The organism is Mycobacterium sp. TH-M106, assembly GCF_057473765.1.
Window position 1 is genome coordinate 1 of the sequence record NZ_JBYCLE010000112.1, and the last position, 3,347, is coordinate 3,347.

The 3,347-nt window shown below is 66.2% G+C and carries 3 protein-coding genes; 2 read left to right on the top strand and 1 reads right to left on the bottom strand.

Going from position 1 to position 3,347, the window contains the following annotated elements:
* Positions 1-1,358 (top strand): acyl-CoA synthetase (locus AC2VOP_RS04005; protein ID WP_486959771.1); only part of this gene is annotated, 1,358 nt, incomplete at its 5' end.
* Here AC2VOP_RS04005 and AC2VOP_RS04010 read toward each other — a convergent pair.
* Entirely contained in the window at positions 1,355-2,080 is a 726-nt protein-coding gene (locus AC2VOP_RS04010) for an acetoacetate decarboxylase family protein (RefSeq protein ID WP_486959772.1), read from the bottom strand. The two genes, AC2VOP_RS04005 and AC2VOP_RS04010, sit on opposite strands and share 4 nt — an antisense overlap.
* Positions 2,081-2,118: 38 nt before the next feature.
* On the opposite strand from AC2VOP_RS04010, the gene AC2VOP_RS04015 reads away from it, so the two are divergent.
* On the top strand, positions 2,119-3,347 hold a 1,229-nt coding region (locus AC2VOP_RS04015; protein ID WP_486959773.1), incomplete at its 3' end, for a cytochrome P450.

A 3,347-nucleotide genomic window follows, 5' to 3' on the forward strand; every position in this document is an offset into this window, starting at 1 on the left:
TGCAGACCGGCCTGTACATCGTCGCGGTCAACTGGCATTTGACCGGCCCCGAGATCGGCTACATCCTCTCCGACAGCGGTGCGAAAGTCCTTGTCGCTCACGAACGCTTCGCGGAAGCATGCCGAATCGCCGCCGACGAGGCCGGCCTGCCCGCTCCAGCGCGGTTCGCCGTCGGCGAGATCGCCGGCTTCACCGGACTGTCGGCGCTCGGCGCCGGCGAGCCCGAGGGACGACCCGACATCCGCACCATGGGCGCGGCGATGCTCTACACCTCGGGCACCACCGGCAAGCCCAAGGGTGTGCAGCGCCCGCTGACCGGAGCCGACCCCGACGAGGTCCCGTCCGCTGCCGCGGGCTTCTTCGCGCAGTACGGCCTGCAACCCTTCGACGGCCATGTGCACCTGTGCGGGTCGCCGCTGTATCACACTGCGGTGCTGAACTTTGCGGCGATCTCTCTGCAGCTGGGCCACAAGGTCGTGCTGATGGACAAATGGGATCCCGAAGAGATGCTGCACCTCATCGAGCAGCACCGAGTCACCCACAGCCACATGGTGCCCACCCAGTTCCGCCGGCTGCTCGCGTTGCCGGAGGAGGTGCGCAGCCGCTACGACCTGTCGTCGCTGCGCAACGTCATCCACGGTGCGGCGCCGTGCCCGCCGGAGGTCAAACGCCGGATGCTGGACTGGTGGGGACCGGTGATCACCGAGTACTACGCCGCCACCGAGGGCGGCGGCACCACCATCACGGCGGCGGAGTGGCTGACCCATCCCGGTTCGGTCGGCAGGCCCTGGTCCTACTCGGTGGTCAAGGTGCTTGACGACGACGGCAACGAGGTACCGGCCGGCGAGGCCGGCACCGTCTACATGCAGATGGCCGGATCCAGTTTCGCCTACCACAACGACGAGAAGAAGACCGTGGAGAACCGGTTCGGTGACCTGTTCACCGTCGGCGACGTCGGCTACTTCGACTCCGACGGCTACCTGTACCTGCAGGACCGCAAGTCCAACATGATCATCTCCGGCGGTGTCAACGTCTATCCCGCCGAGATCGAAAACGAGCTGATCATGCACCCCAAGGTCATCGACGTGGCGGTGTTCGGGGTGCCCGATGACGACTGGGGTGAGCAGATCAAGGCCGTCGTTCAGCCCATAGACGGAGCGCGCGGCGTCGTCGCCGACCCGGAAAGTTGCTCAGCGCTCACCGCCGAACTGTTGGACTACGCGCAGCAGCGGCTGGCGAAGTTCAAGTGCCCCAAGTCGATCGACTACATCGACGAGATGCCGCGCGATCCCAACGGCAAGCTATACAAACGTCAACTGCGCGACCCGTATTGGGCGGGCCGGGAAGCCAAGATCTAACAGTTCAACGGTCGGGCATCGCCGAAGACCATCCCCACGTTGCCGGCCGACGCCGACAGCAACGCCCGCTTCGGCAGACCCAGCGATGCCAGCTCTCGGGCGTAGCGGTGCTCACCCAGCCGCAGCGTCGTACCGCCGAGCCTGGCGCGCAGCCGGGAAATCCGCATCTCCCAGGGGACTTCGCGGGTGACGCCGTCGGTGTGGCTGTAGGCCGTCAGCGCCTGCGGTCGCGCGGTGAATATCGGCGGCACCGGCAGCCCGCGGCCGAACTCGATGGTGACGATACGGGCACCGTTCTCGCTGACGTCGAAGCCGAATCGCCCGGCGTCGCGAACGGTGAAGTCCGCCATGATCTTCGGGAAACCCCAGATGGTCCGGCCCGCTTCGCAGGTGAACTCCTGGTTGACCGGCAGATGGTGGATGAACGCACCGGCTCTGGCCAGCGCTCGCCACCCCCGCGCATCCGAGCCTGGCGGATTGACCATGACGGCGGTGCCGAACTCGTGGTAGCGGCCTAGGTCGCCGTCGATGTAGCGGGCCAGCATCAGGTTGACTACGGCGCAGCCGGGCCGGTACTGACAGACCTGTAGTCCGGCGTAGTCGATCATCCGCTGCGCCGCCTCCGCCGCCACCTCGAACATCGCAGTATGCACATCCGCCTGACGAATCCGGACCGGCATGGTAAGCACAGTGCCAGCGACGGTGTGTTGTGACACGGCCATGACGTCTACTGTAATCCGACGCTAAGCCAGGAGTTTGAATGACTGGAGTGCTGAGCGAGGCCATACCGCAGACCAAACCCGACATCGACCTGACCGACGGCAACTTCTACGCGGGCGGCGAAGCGCGGGCGGCCTATCGGTGGATGCGGGCCAACGAGCCGGTGTTCCGGGACCGCAACGGCCTGGCCGCGGCGTCGACGTATGCGGCCGTCATGGACGCCGAGCGCAATCCTGAGCTGTTCTCCAACACCGGGGGCATCCGCCCGGACCAGCCCGGCATGCCCTACATGATCGACATGGACGACCCGGAGCATCTACTGCGCCGCAAACTGGTCAACGCCGGCTTCACCCGCAAGCGGGTGCACGGCCAGCGAGCGTCCATCGAGAAGCTCTGCGACACGCTGATCGACGCGGTCTGCGAACGCGGGGAGTGCGACTTCGTCCGTGACATCGCCGCCCCACTGCCGATGGCGGTGATCGGCGACATGCTCGGGGTGCGGCCCGAAGAACGTGCCATGCTGCTGGAGTGGTCCGATGCCCTGGTGGCCGGGCAGAGCTCACACTTAGACCCGGAGTCGCCGACGTTGCGGGCGATGATGGACGCTTTCGCGTCCTACACCGCGTTCACCATCGGCATGATCGCCAAACGGCGCGCCGAACCCGCTGATGACCTGTACTCGGTTCTCATCAACGCCGAGGTGGACGGTCACCGGATGTCCGACGACGAGATCGTGATGGAGACGCTGCTGATCCTGATCGGCGGCGACGAGACCACCCGGCACACGCTCTCCGGCGGCACCGAACAGCTGCTGCGCCACCGCGACCAGTGGGACATGCTGCGCCACGATCCGGGCCTTTTGCCCGGCGCCATCGAGGAGATGCTGCGCTGGACATCACCGGTGAAGAACATGTGCCGAACCCTGACCGCCGACGCCGAGTTCCACGGTACCCGGTTGCACGCGGGTGAGAAGATGATGCTGCTGTTCGAGTCGGCGAACTTCGACGAGTCGGTGTTCGACGCTCCGGAGCGTTTCGACATCCAGCGGAACCCCAACAGCCATCTGGCATTCGGTTTCGGTGCCCACTTCTGCCCGGGCAACCAGCTGGCCCGCCTGGAACTGAGCATAATGACCGGGCGGGTGCTGGCGCGGATGCCCGATCTGCGGCTCACAGACGTGGCCACCGTGCCGCTGCGCCCGGCCAACTTCGTCAGCGGCCCGGAGTCGATGCCGGTGGTGTTCACGCCCAGCGCACCATTGCGCCGAGC

What these genes read in the sequence shown, in the direction of transcription:
- AC2VOP_RS04010 (WP_486959772.1), bottom strand. Translation starts at nt 2,080, where the DNA reads ATGGCCGTGTCACAACACACCGTCGCTGGCACTGTGCTTACCATGCCG.